Consider the following 14,917-nt stretch of genomic DNA (forward strand, 5'->3'; position numbering starts at 1 on the left):
CTTGGCTGCAGCCGGTGCTTGCGGCAGCGGCGCCGCCGACGGCGGGCACGGCGTGCCCGCACCCCCGGTGACGGCAGTCGGTGCGGCAGCCTTCGACGGATCGGGCACGGTGGTGCCCGCTCCGGCCGCGACCGTGACGTCTCCGGGGCCGCCACCTGCGTCGATCGAGCTGGGCACGCGTGGCGAGGTCTCGACCCGCAGCTGCCTCGGCCCGGCCTCCAACTGTCGGACCCCGGCCAGGTTCTCGCCGCTGAGCGCCGCGTAGGCGTTCAACGCCCTGGTCGCCTGTTCCCGCGCCTCGCGCGCCCGCGCGACCTTGACGACGTTGTCGGTCTCGAAGCCGAGCAGGCTGATCACGGAGTCGAGCGTGGTGTAGCCGCCCGCGCCTTCTCGCAGGGTCTGCGAATCGGGGAGTTGATGCAGGGTACGGCTGAACGCGTCGCCCTGGGCGAAGATCCGCTCGGCGGAGTCGTTGACCTTCTCGACCGCCTGCTCGGAGAACGACGCCTGTGCCTGGACCGCCGAACCCGCCTCCGCGCCCGCCTTGCTCTGCCACCGCACACCCAGCTTGCCGAGTTCGGTTCTGAGGGTGGCTTCGGTCTCGGCGAGCGCGGCCGCCACCGACTTCAGCGCGTCGACGGCGTCGGCGATCCCGCTGGTGCCCGCGCCGGAACGGAACCTGTCGATCTCGTCGGCCAGCATGTTGTCGGTGTAGCCGTCGAAGCGGTGGCTGCTGATCCGTTCGGCCAGCGCGGTGATGTCGAGGTTGTCCATGTCGGTTGCTACCTCCTGCCCTGCAGGGTTTTCACCGCGAGCGTGGCCGCGTGCCGCGCCAGCTCGCACATCCGGGCCTGGCTGAACTCGCCGGGGTCGGTCGGGTAGAACTGCACCCGCAACGTCTGCCCACGCGCTACCCCGACGAGCGTCTCGCAGTCACTTGCGCTGGAGCCTTTCGCGTAGTGCAGCAGCGCCGGGTAGGACTCCACGTCGACCCGCTCGCTCACCATGACTCCTTCGGCGCGCGTGCCTCGCGTCCATTCGGTGAGGTCGGCGTCGGTGACGAGTTCGACGTAGTAGCTGTGGTACGGCGACGACCGGTCGACGTCCAGCGAGCACGTCGCGCCCTGCCTGCCCACCGGCTCCGAATGCGGCGTGCTGTTCACCCGCAACTCGTCCAGCTGCGCCTCGGTGAACAGCGAGCACGGGTCCAAACCGGTGAGCGAAAGCTCACGGGGACGCTCGACGGTTGGCCGCGCGGACCCGGCGCCTGCCGCCGGACCCGCACTGGCGGAGCCCGCGCTGGTGGCCGTACAGCCCGAAATCTGCACGGCGGCCAGCCCGGTGAGTGTCAGTGCCGCGATGACCGGCGCGAGCCGGGCCGGTGCGGCGCTGCTAGCCGTGGAAGCCACGGCGGTCACCGAAGGCGGCGGCCTTCTCTTCCTCGCTCACCCCGTACTCGGCACTCGCGGCCCGCAACTGCTCGGCCAGGTCGCGCAGTTGCCGCACGTAGGAGCGCACGCGTTGCTCGTAGGAGCCCTCGCCGCCCGCGATCACCTGGTTCCAGGCCTGCACCGCGTGCGTTGAAACGACGTCCTGCGAGGGCGGAGGAATCCGCAACGCGGCCAACCGCTGCGCGAGTTCGCGCTGCAGCGCCGCCGCCTGCTCCTCGATGACCTTGGCGACCGCGAGGATCTGGTCCGGAGCCACCCTGAGGTCGGCGACGCCGGGCACCGGTGGCACGCTCGCGGCGAGTTGGGTGCCGCCCCCGGAACCGAACATGGTGGCCAACGACCGAGGCAGCTCACCGTCCCGTGACATCTGCACACCCCCTGCTACGTGCGGTAGCCAGCCGGTCTCCGTAAGCAGGCTACCAACCGCAGTGTCACCGTGACCTGAACTCGGAAGGGAAAACCTGCCCACCGGTTCCGTTCGCAGGTGCGAAATCGGGCTAACCGGTCGGCAGTGCGATCTCGCCGCGCACCGCGCGCAGCGCGATGTCGGTGCGGTGGTGCGCACCCGGCAGGTGCACCTTGGCGACCCGCTCGTAGGCCTGCTCCCGCGCGGCTGCCAGGTCGTCGCCGGTGCCCACCACTGAGAGCACCCTGCCACCGCTGGAGACCACCGCGCCGTCGTCGCGTCGGCGGGTGCCCGCGTGCAGCACGCCTTCGGCTTCGCTTCCGCTGATGACGTCACCGGTTCGCGGCCTTCCGGGGTAGCCGTCGGCGGCGATCACGACGGTGACGGCGGCGCCGTCGGCCCACTCCAGCGGCGGGTGGTCGGCAAGCGACCCCGTCGCGGTCGCGTGCAGCAGCCCCGCGATCGGGGTACGCAGCAACGCCAACACGGCCTGCGTCTCCGGGTCGCCGAAACGGCAGTTGAACTCGATGACCTGCGGGCCCTGCGTCGTCAGCGCCAACCCGGCGTACAGCAGCCCGGAGAACGGGGTGCCTCGCGCCGCGAGTTCGTCGACAACAGGCTGCACGACGGTCGAAACCACGTCGCCGACCAGCCCGGGAGGCGCCCACGGCAGCGGCGCGTATGCGCCCATGCCTCCGGTATTGGGCCCGGTGTCGCCGTCGCCGACGCGCTTGAAGTCCTGCGCGGGCAGCAACGGCACCACGGTCCGGCCGTCGACGAGGCAGAACAGCGACGCCTCCGGACCGTCCAGGAACGACTCCAGCACCACGGGGTGACCGCCGTCGAGCAGCATCAGCGCGTGCTTGCGAGCGTGTTCGACGTCGTCGGTCACCACCACGCCCTTGCCCGCGGCCAGCCCGTCGTCCTTGACCACCCAGGTGGGGCCGAAGCGGCCGAGCGCGGCGTCGAGATGGGCCGGGTTGTCCACCACCTCGCTTCGTGCCGTCGGCACCTCGGCCGCCGCCATGACCTCCTTGGCGAAGGACTTTGAGCCCTCGATGCGGGCCGCCTGCGCCGACGGCCCGAAGCAGGCGATACCCGCCTTGCGCACGGCGTCGGCCGCGCCCGCGACGAGCGGCACCTCCGGACCGATGACGACGAGGTCGGCCTTCCACCGCAGCGCCGCGGCGGCGATGTCGGACACCTCGGTCAGGTCGACGCCGACGGCCTCCGCGAGCGCGGCCGTGCCCGCGTTGCCGGGCGCGCAGCCCAGCGCCGTCACCGCCGGGTCGTGGGAGGCGGCCAGTGCCAGGGCGTGCTCACGGGCTCCGGAGCCGATAACCAGGACGCGCACGGCCACAGCGTAAGCGGCGGGGGTCGCCCTTCGTTCACCGGTATGTCTCCTTTCCGCCGCCGCCATGTCGTGCGACGGTCTCCCTTCCCGAGCAAGGTTGCGGCGAATCCAGGACGGCACAGGAGAGAAGGCAGAATGACACTGTTGACACGAGGGCGAGTGACCGCGGTCGCCGCGGTCGGCCTCGCCGTGCTGAGCATCACCGGTGTGGCGGCCCCGGCCCGTCCGGCCGACGCGGCGCCCAAGGCGGCGGGCGCCGAAAGCGGCTTCGTCGTCGTGGGACACCGGGGTGCCTCCGGCTACCGGCCGGAACACACGCTCGCCAGCTACGAACTCGCCGCGCGCATGGGCGCGGACTACATCGAGCCCGATCTGGTGACCACGAAGGACGGCGTGCTGGTCGCCAGACACGAGCCGGAGATCGGCGGCACCACCGACGTGGCAGGCCACCCGGAGTTCGCCGACCGCAAGACCACCAAGATGGTGGACGGTGAACCGGTGACCGGGTGGTTCGCCGAGGACTTCACCCTCGCCGAACTCAAGACGCTGCGCGCGAAGGAACGGATTCCGCAACTGCGCCCGAACAACACGATCTACGACGGCCGCTACCAGGTTCCGACCCTGCAGGAGGTCATCGACCTGGCGAAGCGGCTGTCGCGGGAACTGCACCGCGAGATCGGCATCTACCCCGAGACCAAGCACCCGACGTACTTCCGGCAGCAGGGGCTCGCGCTGGAACCGGCGCTGGTGCGCACGCTGCGGCGAAACGGGCTGGACCGACCCAACGCGAAGGTGTACGTGCAGTCGTTCGAGGTGGGCAACCTCGTGGAACTCAACCGCACGTTGCGGGTTCGGCTGGTGCAGCTGATCGGCGGTTCCGCAGCACCGTACGACTTCGTCGCCTCGGGTGACCCAAGGACCTACGACGACCTGGTGACACCGCAGGGTCTTGCCGAGATCGCCACCTACGCCGACGGCGTCGGCCCCACCAAGGACCGGATCATCCCGCGCGACGAGAACGGCTACCTGACCGAGCCGACGACGCTGGTGGACGACGCGCACCAGCTCGGCCTTGCCGTGCACCCGTGGACGTTCCGCGCGGAGAACGCGTTCCTGCCCGCCGAGCTGCGTTCCTCCGACGACCCGGCGGCGTGGGGCGACATCCTCGCCGAGTACGAGACCTTCCTCGCCACCGGCATCGACGGAGTGTTCGCCGATCAGCCGGACATCGCGGTGGAGGCGGCACGGCAACGGCGCTGACTCGGCGCGCTCGAGGCCGCCGCTCAGCTCGGGCGTGCGGCGGCCTCGAGCCTGCGGTCACCGTCGCAGGTGTCCGCGCTGTACATCTCGATCTTGCGCCGGATCAGCCGCCGGTGCTCCCGCAACCGGGTGATCTGTTGCTCCACCCGGTTGTCGTGCTCCATGAGGATGGCCAGCCGCTGCGGTACGCCCGCCTCCCCGTCGTGCAGCAGGTCGACGTAGCGCAGCAGCTGTGCGATGGGCATCTCGGTGTCGCGCAGGCAGCGCAGCAGCCGCAGCAGGCCCAGATCCTCTTCGGTGAACCTGCGCCGCCCACCCGGCGTACGGCCGATGCCGCGCAGCAGGCCGATCTTCTCGTAGTAGCGCAGGGTGTCGATGCTGAAGCCGGTCTTCTCGGCGACCTCGGCCGGAGAATAGAAGCTCACCGACCCAGAGTCGCACCTGGAGCGCACTCCAGGTCAAGCTCTCAGGTCAAGCTCCGCCCTCGCAGCGCGCCACCTCGCGCGACGGTCGGCCGCGCGCGGAGATCACGACCCCGCCCGCACCCACTACGCGCACCTGTAACGAGCCGCACGCGCAGCGGGTCCATACCGTCTCACCATCCGGAGTTCGGTGCCGCGACACCACCGCGTAGGTGTCGTCGTCGGGCCAGCCGCAGTACGGGCAGGTACTCATGCGACCCAGCATGGAGCCACCCATGCGTGCAGGTCCAGGTTGGATTGCTGGACCCAACCGTGAAGAATCACCTACATGATTGACCTGCGCAGGCTCACCGTCCTGCGAGCGGTCGACTACTACGGCACGGTCACCGCAGCGGCGAGGGCACTGCACCTCACGCCGTCAGCGGCGTCGCAGCAGATTCGCCAGCTGGGCAGGGAACTCGGTGTCCCACTGCTCGAGCCGCACGGACGAAAGGTCCGGCTCACCGGCGCTGCCCGCACCCTGATCGCGCACGCCGATGCCATCGAGGCCAGGTGGCAGCTGGCGGAGACGGAACTGCACGCCACAGCCGACCAGCCTGCCGGGGTGGTGAGGCTGGCCGGGTTTCCCACCGCGATGTGCCGGTTCCTCGGTCCGGCCACCGCCCGGCTCCGGCAGCGTTACCCGGCGCTGATGGTGCGGTTACGCGAGGCCGAGACACCGCTGTGCTTCGACCTGCTGTTCAACGGCGAGATCGACATCGCGGTGGTGGAGGCGATCCCGGGCAACCCACCGGCAGGCGACCAGCGGTTCGACCAGCGCCCGCTGCTGGACGATCCGTTCCACCTGCTGCTGCCCTGCGGCCACCGGCTCGCGGGCAGGCGGTTCGTCGAACTGTCCGAGGTGGCCGACGAACCGTGGATCATCGGACCGCCCGGCGACGCGTGGCGGGTGCACGTGCTCGCCGCATGCGCGGCCGCCGGTTTCAGCCCCACGATCGCGCACGAGGCATGCGACTCCAGTCTCGTCGCCTCGCTGGTCGAGTTAGGACTCGGCGTGGCGCTGTTCCCCAACCTGGCACAGCTACCGCCGGACGCCGACGTGTGCGGCGTCGGTGTCAGCGGCACGGCCCCGTCACGACGGTTCCTCACCTGCACCCGGTCAGGCGCGAGGGCGGCTCCCGCCGTCGCCGCCGTGCTGGAAGCGGTCGACGAACTGCTGCGGACAGCCGATCCGGGCTAGACGAACCGGTGGCGCACGATGGTCTGCTCGCGCCCCGGCCCCACCCCGATGGCGGAGATCCGCGCGCCGACGAGTTCCTCAAGCCGTTCCACGTAGGCACGCGCGTTGGCGGGCAGTTCCTCGAAGGAGCGGCACTGGCTGATGTCCTCCCACCAGCCGGGCAGTTCCTCGTAGATCGGCACCGCGTGGTGCACGTCCGTCTGCGTCATCGGCATGTCGTCGGTGCGGAAGCCGTCCACCTCGTATGCCACGCACACCGGAACCCGCTGCAGTCCCGACAGCACGTCGAGCTTGGTGAGGAAGAAGTCGGTGATGCCGTTCACGCGCGCCGCGTAGCGCCCGATGACCGCGTCGAACCAGCCGGTGCGCCGTGAGCGCCCGGTCGTGACACCGAACTCCCCACCCGCCTTTCGCAGGTTCTCGCCGGCCTCGTCGAGCAACTCGGTGGGGAACGGGCCGGAGCCGACCCTGGTGGTGTAGGCCTTGAGAATGCCGAGCACCGTCGTGATGCGGCCCGGTCCGATGCCCGAGCCGACGCTCGCGCCGCCGGAGGTCGGGTTGGAGGAGGTCACGAACGGGTAGGTGCCGTGGTCGACGTCGAGCAGGGTTCCCTGCGAGCCCTCCAGCAGCACGGTCTGCCCCTGCTCGAGGGCCTTGTTCAGTTCGAGCCGGGTGTCGGCGATGCGGTGGGCGAACCGCTCGCCCTGCTCGAGCACCGTGTCGGCGACCTCACCAGGGTCGAGCGCCTTGCGGTTGTAGACCTTGACCAGCACCTGGTTCTTGAACTCCAGCGCCGCCTCGACCTTCTGCCGCAGGATCTTCTCGTCCAGCAGGTCCTGCACCCGCACCCCGACCCGGGCGACCTTGTCCTGGTAGCACGGGCCGATGCCACGGCCGGTGGTGCCGATCTTCTTCGCGCCCAGGTAGCGCTCGGTGACTTTGTCGATCGCCACGTGGTACGGCATGATCAGGTGCGCGTCCGCCGAGATCAACAGACCTGCGGTGTCGACGCCGCGCTGCTCGAGTCCCGCCAGTTCGTCCAGCAACACGCCGGGATCTACCACCACGCCGTTGCCGATCACGTTGGTCACCCCTGGCGTGAGGATTCCGGAGGGGATGAGGTGCAGCGCGAAGTCCTGCCCGTCGGGCAGCACCACCGTGTGCCCGGCGTTGTTGCCGCCCTGGTAGCGGACCACCCACTGAACCCGGTCGCCGAGCAGATCGGTGGCCTTGCCTTTGCCTTCGTCGCCCCACTGGGCGCCGATGAGCACGATCGCCGGCATGTGACACTCCTGGTAATAGACGGCAGGCGCAAGAATTGCCGGTGCATGAGCCTAACCGAGGAGTTTCACGTGCGTGGAGTGGTGCTGGCTTGCGGCGACGCCGCCGGTTCGCTGCCACCTGCCGGGCAGGTTCATGTCGAGCCTGTTCCCGCAAGGCCCGGCAAGGCCGACGTCGATCCACTGCTCAGCCCCGCCCTGGTCGTCGCCGGTACCGACGCCGACCTCGCCGCCGTGGTGCTGCGCCTGCTGCGCAAGGACCTGCTGGCCGAGACGACGGTCGGCTACGTCCCCACCGATCCCCGCTCGGCTGTCGCCTCGCTGTGGCGGTTGCCGACGAATCCGGAGCGGGCCATGCGGCTCGCACTGACCGGCAACGACCGGCCGGTACCGCTGATCAGGGACGACGTCGGCGGCGTGCTGATCGGGCGGGGCGAACTGCCCCGGGTGCGGGGGATCGCCTACTGCGACGACACCGTGGCGTTGCGGGGTGAGGCCCGCTCGGTGGTCGTGCGCCCGAGCGAGGTGGCCGCCGAAGGCCTCGTCGTCACGGTCACCAGCGGGCGGCTGCGCAGGCGAAGGGACGTCTTCACTTCCAGGGCCTTCCAACTCGGCTGCGACCCGCTGGTCCCCATCAGCGACGGCGTACCCCACCCTCGGCCGATGGACCGCTGGACCTGGTACCGGCATACGGAGGATCTTCGGTTGGTCAGGCCCAGCAGTTAACCCCAAAGTGTTGATCACGTCACCTGTGTGGGTCACAGTCGGAAAGTCACCAACCGATTACGGCTGAGAGGTACGCAGTGCCGAAACCCCGCACTCTCCTGCAAGGACTGACCTCACTGGGCGCCGCCGTCACGCTGACGGCATGCGTCAACGTGGCCGCCGTGGCCGACCCTCCCGGGATCCCGGACGAGGCCACCGCGCGAGCGCAACTGGCAGAGCTGACGATGGCCCCGGAAGGCTCACCGGACGGCTACGACCGCGACAAGTTCCCACACTGGAGCGACCAGGGCGACAACTGCAACACCCGCGAGACCGTGCTGGCACGTGACGGCGACAACGTCGAGGCCGGCAACGACTGCTATCCCACCTCCGGCACCTGGAGCAGCCCCTACGACGGGGACACGTGGTCGCAGCCATCCGATGTCGACATCGATCACGTGGTGCCCCTCGCCGACGCCTGGCGCACCGGGGCCTCGGAGTGGACCACCGCGAAACGCGAGCGCTTCGCCAACGACCTCGAGGGCCCGCAACTGATCGCGGTTACCGACAACGTCAACCAGGAGAAGGGTGACAAGTCGCCCGACGAGTGGAAGCCGCCGAGGCAGAGCTATTGGTGCACCTACGCCAGCATGTGGATCAACGTCAAGTACCGCTGGGAACTCACCGTCGACGAGGCCGAGCACGCCGCACTCGACGACATGCTCGACCGCTGCTGAGCGCGTTCCGGAAGGCGCCGCCACGCGAGTCCGGTCGGCGGGTGCACGCGGGACCGTAGTGTTGTCACTCGGGCGGTCCTGCGAGTTCGGTGCTCGTTGGCAACACCCCTCGCCCGGGCCGCGGGTGGATGCCCCGCGGTCGCCACAGCGAGCCAGGAGTCAGGCATGGAGCGCCCGAGCCGCATCGAAACAGCAGCGCCAATGGCCGTGATCGGTCTGTCGTGGACCTGAACGGCAAGGTGAACCTCGGCGACGGCAAGGACCACAGCGACACCGGTCGATCCCGTCGACGCAAGGGCGCGCTGGCGGGCCTGGCGATGCTGCTGCTGGTCGCCGTACCGGCCGGCTGGTGCGCGTTCCTGGCCATCGTCAGCTTCACCGGGTGTCTGATCGAGTGCGGTGAACCCCAGCCTGCGCCGGGCGCAATGTGGGCTGCGCTCACCGCGGCACTGCTCTCCTTGCCCCTCATCACCGGACTGGCCGTGTCCCGGGTGCCGCTTCGTCGCCTCTGGCCTTGGCTCATCGGCCTCGTCGGCGCGGTTGCGCTCGGCGCTCTGCTCGCGCAACGCGTGATCTGACGGACGTTCGGTCGCCCTCGCCTGCCGTTACGGCTCGTTTCGGACCCGCCGGTTTCCGGAAGGCGCGGGAACCATCGACAGCGAGACCGCCTGCCCGGCCTACGGCGGCAGCGGCGATCGCGTCGCCGTGCTGGGGCTGAACAGCCGCCGCTACGCGAGCCCGGTCGCCTCGACGGCGGCCGGGTCGGAGTCGGCGAGCAACTGACGGCACCTTTCGTACTCGTCGTTCTCGCCGATGCGACCCGCCGCCTTGGCGAGCGCGGCGAGTGCGCGCAGGAAACCCTGGTTGGGGCGGTGTGACCACGGCACGGGACCGAACCCCTTCCAACCCGCCCTGCGCAACTGGTCGAGCCCACGGTGATAGCCGGTGCGGGCGTAGGCGTAGGCGGCGACGAACTCCTGCTGCGTCAGCGCCCGCTCGGCCAGCACGGCCCAAGCCTCACTGAAGTCGGGATACTCCGCGGCGACCTCGACCGGGTCCGTCCCGGTGTCCATGGCGGCCTGCGGCTGCGGCCGATCCGGCAGTTTGGTCGGGTCCGGTTCCAAGAGGTTGCCGTGCGTCATGCGGCCATTCTGCCGTACCGGCCGAGGCGGCCGTTCACAGCAGCAACGTGAGCATGGTGGTGGCTCCCGCCAACACCAGTGCCACGATCAGGATCGCGGCCACCAATCGTCTCGGCATCATGGAAAGCCATCGTAAAAAGGGCGGCTCGTCGCGGGCACGCCGCCCGCGACGAGCCGCCGTTGTCCGGTTACAGCTTGTTGCCCGCCGACTTCAGGCTCTGCGCCGCCTCGACGACGCGAGCCGCCATCGAGCCTTCCGCGACCTTGAGGTAGCTGCGCGGGTCGTAGACCTTCTTGTTGCCGACCTCGCCGTCGACCTTCAGCACGCCGTCGTAGTTCTTGAACATGTGGTCGGCGATCGGGCGGGTGAACGCGTACTGGGTGTCGGTGTCCACGTTCATCTTCACCACGCCGTAGGAGACGGCCTCGTGGATCTCCTCCAGCAGCGACCCTGACCCGCCGTGGAACACCAGCTCGAACGGCTTCGAGCCTTCGGCGAGCCCCAGCTTCTCCTCGGCCACCCGCTGGCCGCGCCTGAGCACGTCGGGCCGCAGCTTCACCGCGCCCGGCTTGTAGGAGCCGTGCACGTTGCCGAACGTGGCCGCGAGCAGGTACCGGCCCTTCTCACCGCTGCCGAGCGCGTCGACGGTCTTGAGGAAGTCACCTTCCGCGGTGTAGAGCTTCTCGTTGATCTCGTTGGAGACGCCGTCCTCCTCACCGCCGACGACGCCGATCTCCACCTCGAGGATGATCTTCGCGGCGGCGGCGCGCTCCAGCAGGTCGGCCGCGACCTTGAGGTTCTCGTCGAGGTCGATCGCGGAACCGTCCCACATGTGCGACTGGAACAGCGGGTTCTTGCCCGCGTTCACGCGCTCCTTGGAGAGCTCGATGAGCGGGTTCACGAAGCCGTCGAGCTTGTCCTTGGGGCAGTGGTCGGTGTGCAACGCGACGTTGATCGGGTACTTGGCGGCGACGACGTGCGCGAACTCGGCCAACGCGGTCGCGCCCGTCACCATGTCCTTCACCTTCTGCCCCGAAGCGAACTCGGCGCCGCCGGTGGAGAACTGGATGATCCCGTCGCTTTCGGCCTCGGCGAAGCCACGCAGGGCCGCGTTCAGGGTTTCCGACGAGGTCACGTTGATGGCCGGGTACGCGAACTCGTTCGCCTTGGCCCGGTCCAGCATCTCGGCGTAGATCTCGGGTGTGGCGATGGGCATCGGTTGTCCTCCTCGAGAGCGGGCGCTTTACCCGCAATCCTACGAGGGTCGCCGCCACGTCGCGGCGCCCAGTTACAGCAGTTCCTCGGCGAGCGCGCGGTAGGTGGGCAACGGGTCGACGTCGACGGGAAGTGCCTGCACGCAGACGTGATCGGCACCGGCCTCCAGGTGCGCCCTGACGCCTCGAGCCACGGTCTGGGCGTCGCCGTGCACGGCGAGCGCGTCGATCAACCGGTCACTTCCGCCGTCGGCGATGTCTTGTTCGGACCAGCCGAGTCGCTTCAGGTTGTTCACGTAGTTCACCAACCCGAGGTACGGCCTGCTGACCACCGGTCGAGCGATTCTCCTCGCGCGCTCGGGATCGGTTTCCAGCACCACCTTCTGCTCCGGCGCGAGCAGCACGCCCTCGCCCACGATCTGCCGCGCCCAGCGGGTGTGGTCCGCGGTGGTCAGGTACGGGTGTGCCCCGGCGGTGCGCTCGCCTGCCAGCCGGAGCGCCTTGGGGCCGAGCGCGGCGAGCACCAGGTCCGAGGAGGCCACGCCCTCCCGGTCGAGTTCGTCGAGGTAGGTCACCATCTTGTCGTACGGCTTGCGGTAGTCCTTCGTGGCTTCCGGGTGCCCCACGCCGACGCCCAGCACGAACCGGCCGGGGTGCTTGGCGATGATGCGGTGGTATGAGCGCGCCACCGACTCGGCGTCGTCCTTCCACATGTTCACGATCCCGGTCGCCACCGTGATCGAGCTGGTGGCGTCGAGCAGCGCGTCCACGACGTCGAGGTCGGCAGGGGGTGAACCGCCGACCCAGATCGTGCCGTAGCCGAGCCGCTCGATCTCAACCGCCAGTTGCGGGCTCAGCCCGCTGGCCCATCGCCAGATGCCGATCTCACCCAGGTTCGCAGTCATGCCCTCCGCAACAGCGCGATCACGTGCGGGCATTCCCGACGAATTGCTACCCAGCAGTAGCCTACTGCGAGTAAGTTACGGTACGGTGCACTCCGAGACACACCGATGGAGGCACCAATGGCGTTCCTGGCCGGCAAGAGCGTGAAGAACAAGGTTGTGCTCATCACCGGAGCCGCGAGAGGAATCGGCGCCGGGCTGGCCGAGCGGCTGGCGCAGGACGGCGCGAAGGTCGCGCTCGTCGGGCTGGAGGCAGCCGAGCAGGAGAAGGTCGCAGCCCGCATCGGCGAGGCCGCTCGCTGCTGGGAAGCCGACGTCACCGACTGGACCGCGCTGGAGCAGGCCACAAAAGGCGTCGTCGAGCACTTCGGCGGCATCGACATCGTCATCGCCAACGCCGGGATAGCCACCACCGGGTTCGTCCGCTCGATCGACCCGGTTGCCTTCGAGAAGGTGATCGAGGTCGATCTGCTCGGCGTGTGGCGGACCTTCCGGGTCACCCTGCCGCACGTCATCAAGCGAAACGGCTACCTGCTCGCCATCTCCTCCCTTGCCGCGATCGCGCACGCACCCGGCATGGCCAACTACTCCGCCGCCAAAGCGGGTGTCGAAGCCTTCTGCAACAGCCTGCGCGCCGAGGTCGCCCACCTCGGGGTGAAGGTCGGTGTCGCACACCCCACCTGGATCAGGACGGACCTCGTCTCCAGCGCCGACGCGCACCCGGTGTTCGGCAAGCTGCGTGCCAGCATGGGCGGTCCCATCGGCAGGACCTACCCGCTCGACATCGCGCTCGACTGCCTGCAGGCGGGCATCCGGCGCCGGGCACGCACCATCCACGTGCCGAGGTGGGTGGGCGCGCTGAAGTTGATGCGTTCGTTCCTGCCGCCGATCATCGAACTCGGTTCACGGGCCCGCGTACCCGCCGCCGACCGGGCCGCGCTGGAAGACATCGCAACCAGGGGTGCGAGGGAGGCCGCCGTCACCGGTCACGGCGGCAGGGCGGCGATCAAGTAGCAAGCCACCCGGCCTGCGGGGGCGGCCTGCTCGCCCGGCCTCGCTGACCGTCCGAAAGCTCCTGGCCACCGGGCGCGACACGGTCGAACAGTTCGAGGTCAGGTGTCATGATGGAGGCACCGCTCGACGAGGAGTGCGCCGGTGAAGCTACGTACCGAGATCGCGCAGTCGTGGCGGCGATCGGAGCTGAGCGGGCTCAAACCGGGCGCTCCGACCGACCGGCTCGAGGTACGCGACATCGACCCCCGCAGCAGGTTGCTGCGTGCGGCCACCCCCGTGCTCGACGACATCGCCAGGCACCTCGGGAACACCAGCCTTTGCCTGGTACTGGCCGACCGCGACTGCCGCATCGTGGCCAGGCGCTTCGGCAGCCACTCCGTGGAACGAGCACTCGACAACGTCAGCGCCGTTCCCGGCTGCCGGTACACCGAGGACACCAGCGGCACCAACTCACTGGCTACACCGTTCGAGCTACGCAGGGGCGTCGCCGTCCACGGCAGCGAGCACTACCTCGAAGGTCTCAAGCGATTCACCTGCTACGGCCACCCGATCGTGCACCCGGCGACTAAGCGGCTGGAAGGCGTCCTCGACATCACCGGCCTCGCCGAGGACACCAACCCGCTGCTCGCGCCGTTCCTCGTGCACGCGATCGCCGACATCGAGCAGCGCCTGCTGGAGGGCTCCAACCAGGCGCAGCAGCACCTGCTCGCCGCGTTCCAGGCGGCACAGCACCGCTGCCGCGCGGTACTCGCGCTCGGCGATGACGTCGCGCTGGCCAACAGCGCCGCCGTCGACCTCATCGATCCCGCCGACCACGTGCTGCTCAGGGACGTGAGCCGGACGAGGAGAGGGGTGCGGCGGCTGCGGTTGACCTCGGGCACCGAAGTCGAGGTGCGGATGGAGGCGGTCTCCGTCAACGCCGGGATGCTGTTCGAGATCGCGCCGGTGCGACCCGCCTACGCATCGACCACACGCCGCCGTGACCACGGCGGCGTGCTGCCCGCGGACGTCGAGGAACGGCTGCGCAACGCGGCACACTCCCGCCGCCGGGTGCTGATCTGCGGCGAGCCGGGTTCCGGGCGTACCACCGCGCTCACCACCCTGGCGGGGGCGCACTCGCTGGTCGCGGTGTCAGGCGAGAACGTCCTCACCACCGGGGAGTCACGCTGGTACGCGGAACTGGAGAAGCTGGCCCGCACCCACACCGGGCTGGTGGCGATCGAGGGTGCACACCTGCTCGGGCCCGTGCTGGCCGCCAAGGTCGCCCGCCTGCTCGACGAGTCGCGCGCCTGGCTGGCCCTGACCACCGGCCCGCTGCCGGAGTTGAGTGGTGAGCAGGCCGCGCTCGCGGCGAGGGTGCATCGCAGGGTGGAGCTGCCCGCGCTGCGGCACCGGCGCGCAGACATCCCGATGCTGGCCAGGACGGTGCTGGCGGCACAGGTGCCGCAGGACCCGCCTCGACTCACCGCGGGCGCCCTCGAACTGCTGGCCGCCCAACCGTGGCCGGGAAACCTGCGCGAGTTGGCGACGGTGCTCACCGAGACCGCCCGCCGCCGCACCTGCGGCGACATCACCGCACGCGACCTCGCCCCGAGCTGTCCGGTCAGTGCGGCAACTCCAGCGCTCAGCGGCTGGGAACAGGCCGAGCACGACGCCATCACCGCCGCACTGACCGCGGAGCGGGGCAACAAGGTGCACGCCGCCAAGCGCCTCGGCATCAGCCGCTCGACCCTCTACAACCGGATGCGGGCACTGCGTATCACCAGCTAGGCAACGGGCAGGTGTGCAG

Annotated in this window: 17 protein-coding genes; 7 read left to right on the top strand and 10 right to left on the bottom strand. The window is 69.7% G+C overall.

Annotated elements, in window-relative coordinates:
- The 4 genes from SACMADRAFT_RS27395 to purD all read right to left on the bottom strand — a co-directional run.
- Positions 1-774, bottom strand: a 774-nt coding sequence (locus SACMADRAFT_RS27395) for a PPE domain-containing protein (RefSeq protein WP_009157086.1), incomplete at its 3' end; no start/stop codon positions are given.
- 8 nt (positions 775-782) lie between these two features.
- On the bottom strand, positions 783-1,409 hold the full coding sequence (locus SACMADRAFT_RS27400; protein ID WP_232285500.1) for a DUF3558 domain-containing protein: 627 nt from the start codon (positions 1,407-1,409) through the stop codon (positions 783-785).
- Positions 1,393-1,818: a PE domain-containing protein gene (locus SACMADRAFT_RS27405; protein WP_009157088.1), complete on the bottom strand. Its 426-nt coding sequence runs from the start codon at positions 1,816-1,818 to the stop codon at positions 1,393-1,395. Before SACMADRAFT_RS27405 ends, SACMADRAFT_RS27400 begins: the two co-directional genes overlap by 17 nt.
- 130 nt (positions 1,819-1,948) lie before the next feature.
- Positions 1,949-3,211, bottom strand: a complete 1,263-nt coding sequence (gene purD, locus SACMADRAFT_RS27410) for a phosphoribosylamine--glycine ligase (protein ID WP_040926896.1) — start codon at positions 3,209-3,211, stop codon at positions 1,949-1,951.
- Between the two features lie 135 nt (positions 3,212-3,346).
- Between purD and SACMADRAFT_RS27415 the strand changes: the two genes are divergently transcribed.
- Positions 3,347-4,471, top strand: coding sequence for a glycerophosphodiester phosphodiesterase (locus SACMADRAFT_RS27415; protein ID WP_009157090.1), 1,125 nt, complete (start codon positions 3,347-3,349; stop codon positions 4,469-4,471).
- 23 nt (positions 4,472-4,494) lie between these two features.
- Here SACMADRAFT_RS27415 and SACMADRAFT_RS27420 read toward each other — a convergent pair whose 3' ends face one another.
- Positions 4,495-4,896, bottom strand: a complete 402-nt coding sequence (locus SACMADRAFT_RS27420; protein ID WP_009157091.1) for a MerR family transcriptional regulator — start codon at positions 4,894-4,896, stop codon at positions 4,495-4,497.
- Between the two features lie 46 nt (positions 4,897-4,942).
- A complete protein-coding gene (locus SACMADRAFT_RS29545) occupies positions 4,943-5,146 on the bottom strand; it encodes a hypothetical protein (RefSeq protein WP_157617329.1) in 204 nt (67 codons plus the stop codon).
- 75 nt (positions 5,147-5,221) lie between these two features.
- Between SACMADRAFT_RS29545 and SACMADRAFT_RS27425 the strand changes: the two genes are divergently transcribed.
- A complete protein-coding gene (locus SACMADRAFT_RS27425) occupies positions 5,222-6,133 on the top strand; it encodes a LysR family transcriptional regulator (RefSeq protein ID WP_009157093.1) in 912 nt (303 codons plus the stop codon).
- Here the strand turns inward: SACMADRAFT_RS27425 and SACMADRAFT_RS27430 are convergent.
- Positions 6,130-7,416 carry an adenylosuccinate synthase gene (locus SACMADRAFT_RS27430; RefSeq protein ID WP_009157094.1) on the bottom strand — a complete coding sequence of 429 codons (1,287 nt, stop codon included), beginning with the start codon at positions 7,414-7,416 and terminating at the stop codon, positions 6,130-6,132. The two genes, SACMADRAFT_RS27425 and SACMADRAFT_RS27430, sit on opposite strands and share 4 nt — an antisense overlap.
- A gap of 69 nt (positions 7,417-7,485) precedes the next feature.
- Here SACMADRAFT_RS27430 and SACMADRAFT_RS27435 point away from each other — a divergent pair, with 69 nt between their 5' ends.
- The 3 genes from SACMADRAFT_RS27435 (at position 7,486) to SACMADRAFT_RS27445 (ending at position 9,433) form a co-directional block, all read left to right on the top strand.
- Complete coding sequence (locus SACMADRAFT_RS27435) at positions 7,486-8,139, top strand: hypothetical protein (RefSeq protein ID WP_009157095.1); 654 nt, start codon at positions 7,486-7,488, stop codon at positions 8,137-8,139.
- A gap of 107 nt (positions 8,140-8,246) precedes the next feature.
- The gene (locus SACMADRAFT_RS27440; RefSeq protein ID WP_040926897.1) at positions 8,247-8,855 is read left to right on the top strand and encodes an HNH endonuclease family protein; all 609 of its coding nucleotides are present in this window, start codon (positions 8,247-8,249) and stop codon (positions 8,853-8,855) included.
- A 221-nt stretch (positions 8,856-9,076) separates the two neighbouring features.
- The gene (locus SACMADRAFT_RS27445; protein WP_009157097.1) at positions 9,077-9,433 is read left to right on the top strand and encodes a hypothetical protein; all 357 of its coding nucleotides are present in this window, start codon (positions 9,077-9,079) and stop codon (positions 9,431-9,433) included.
- 150 nt (positions 9,434-9,583) lie between these two features.
- On the opposite strand, the gene SACMADRAFT_RS27450 is transcribed toward SACMADRAFT_RS27445, so the two are convergent.
- The 3 genes from SACMADRAFT_RS27450 to SACMADRAFT_RS27460 all read right to left on the bottom strand — a co-directional run bounded on the left by SACMADRAFT_RS27450 (position 9,584) and on the right by SACMADRAFT_RS27460 (position 12,117).
- Positions 9,584-9,997, bottom strand: a complete 414-nt coding sequence (locus tag SACMADRAFT_RS27450; RefSeq protein ID WP_009157098.1) for a DUF3151 domain-containing protein — start codon at positions 9,995-9,997, stop codon at positions 9,584-9,586.
- A gap of 188 nt (positions 9,998-10,185) precedes the next feature.
- Entirely contained in the window at positions 10,186-11,214 is a 1,029-nt protein-coding gene (gene fbaA / locus SACMADRAFT_RS27455) for a class II fructose-bisphosphate aldolase (RefSeq protein ID WP_009157099.1), read from the bottom strand.
- Between the two features lie 72 nt (positions 11,215-11,286).
- Positions 11,287-12,117: an LLM class F420-dependent oxidoreductase gene (locus tag SACMADRAFT_RS27460; RefSeq protein WP_009157100.1), complete on the bottom strand. Its 831-nt coding sequence runs from the start codon at positions 12,115-12,117 to the stop codon at positions 11,287-11,289.
- A gap of 117 nt (positions 12,118-12,234) precedes the next feature.
- Here SACMADRAFT_RS27460 and SACMADRAFT_RS27465 point away from each other — a divergent pair, with 117 nt between their 5' ends.
- On the top strand, positions 12,235-13,128 hold the full coding sequence (locus tag SACMADRAFT_RS27465; protein WP_009157101.1) for an SDR family oxidoreductase: 894 nt from the start codon (positions 12,235-12,237) through the stop codon (positions 13,126-13,128).
- Positions 13,129-13,269: 141 nt separating this feature from the next.
- Positions 13,270-14,898, top strand: a complete 1,629-nt coding sequence (locus SACMADRAFT_RS27470; RefSeq protein ID WP_009157102.1) for a sigma-54-dependent Fis family transcriptional regulator — start codon at positions 13,270-13,272, stop codon at positions 14,896-14,898.
- Positions 14,899-14,917: the final 19 nt, after the last annotated feature.

The organism is Saccharomonospora marina XMU15, from assembly GCF_000244955.1.
Classification (GTDB): domain Bacteria; phylum Actinomycetota; class Actinomycetes; order Mycobacteriales; family Pseudonocardiaceae; genus Saccharomonospora_A; species Saccharomonospora_A marina.

Excerpts from the sequence above, each read along its gene's own strand:
- SACMADRAFT_RS27405 (WP_009157088.1), bottom strand. The coding sequence starts at position 1,818 with ATGTCACGGGACGGTGAGCTGCCTCGGTCGTTGGCCACCATGTTCGGT.
- SACMADRAFT_RS27415 (WP_009157090.1), top strand. The coding sequence starts at position 3,347 with ATGACACTGTTGACACGAGGGCGAGTGACCGCGGTCGCCGCGGTCGGC.
- SACMADRAFT_RS29545 (WP_157617329.1), bottom strand. The coding sequence starts at position 5,146 with ATGAGTACCTGCCCGTACTGCGGCTGGCCCGACGACGACACCTACGCG.
- SACMADRAFT_RS27425 (WP_009157093.1), top strand. The coding sequence starts at position 5,222 with ATGATTGACCTGCGCAGGCTCACCGTCCTGCGAGCGGTCGACTACTAC.
- SACMADRAFT_RS27430 (WP_009157094.1), bottom strand. The coding sequence starts at position 7,416 with ATGCCGGCGATCGTGCTCATCGGCGCCCAGTGGGGCGACGAAGGCAAA.
- SACMADRAFT_RS27450 (WP_009157098.1), bottom strand. The coding sequence starts at position 9,997 with ATGACGCACGGCAACCTCTTGGAACCGGACCCGACCAAACTGCCGGAT.
- fbaA (WP_009157099.1), bottom strand. The coding sequence starts at position 11,214 with ATGCCCATCGCCACACCCGAGATCTACGCCGAGATGCTGGACCGGGCC.
- SACMADRAFT_RS27460 (WP_009157100.1), bottom strand. The coding sequence starts at position 12,117 with ATGACTGCGAACCTGGGTGAGATCGGCATCTGGCGATGGGCCAGCGGG.
- SACMADRAFT_RS27465 (WP_009157101.1), top strand. The coding sequence starts at position 12,235 with ATGGCGTTCCTGGCCGGCAAGAGCGTGAAGAACAAGGTTGTGCTCATC.